Source organism: Pantoea sp. KPR_PJ, from assembly GCF_041386365.1.
In the GTDB taxonomy this organism is placed as follows: Bacteria; Pseudomonadota; Gammaproteobacteria; order Enterobacterales; family Enterobacteriaceae; genus Pantoea.
Genome location: NZ_JABMIK010000023.1, coordinates 1 through 563, shown reverse-complemented (window position 1 = coordinate 563; position 563 = coordinate 1). Strand labels below are relative to the sequence as shown.

2 tRNA genes and 1 rRNA gene are annotated in these 563 nt (G+C 53.1%); all 3 read left to right on the top strand.

What is annotated here, in order from left to right:
- A 16S ribosomal RNA gene (locus HP564_RS20190) occupies positions 1-62 on the top strand; the annotation flags it as partial.
- A 71-nt stretch (positions 63-133) separates the two neighbouring features.
- Positions 134-210: transfer RNA gene (locus tag HP564_RS20185), tRNA-Ile, on the top strand.
- Between the two features lie 143 nt (positions 211-353).
- A tRNA-Ala gene (locus tag HP564_RS20180) sits at positions 354-429 on the top strand.
- Positions 430-563: the final 134 nt, after the last annotated feature.

Below are 563 nucleotides of genomic sequence, written 5' to 3'. Positions count from 1 at the left end.
TGACTGGGGTGAAGTCGTAACAAGGTAACCGTAGGGGAACCTGCGGTTGGATCACCTCCTTACCTGAAGATACTGCCTCCGAAGTGCTCACACAGATTGTCTGATAGAAAGTAACGAGCAGAAAAACCTCTACAGGCTTGTAGCTCAGGTGGTTAGAGCGCACCCCTGATAAGGGTGAGGTCGGTGGTTCAAGTCCACTCAGGCCTACCAGATTTTCCCTCATGCTGCGTTGTGACGCCGGCTCGCATAGTGAACTATGCTTCGCATCGCCACGCCTTGCCTGAGAAAAAATCGCATTCCTCGCACAGAAGAATGCCACTCCTGGTAGTAGACGGTCTCTGCAGTCACTGTATGGGGCTATAGCTCAGCTGGGAGAGCGCCTGCCTTGCACGCAGGAGGTCAGCGGTTCGATCCCGCTTAGCTCCACCATACTGTTTTTCTGAAATACTTCAGAGCGTACCGGAAACGGTGGGCTGCGAAGTATTATGCTCTTTAACAATCCGGAACAAGCTGAAAATTGAAACGACGCGCCGCGTCGCTCCCCGTAACAGGAGCGAAAGGCA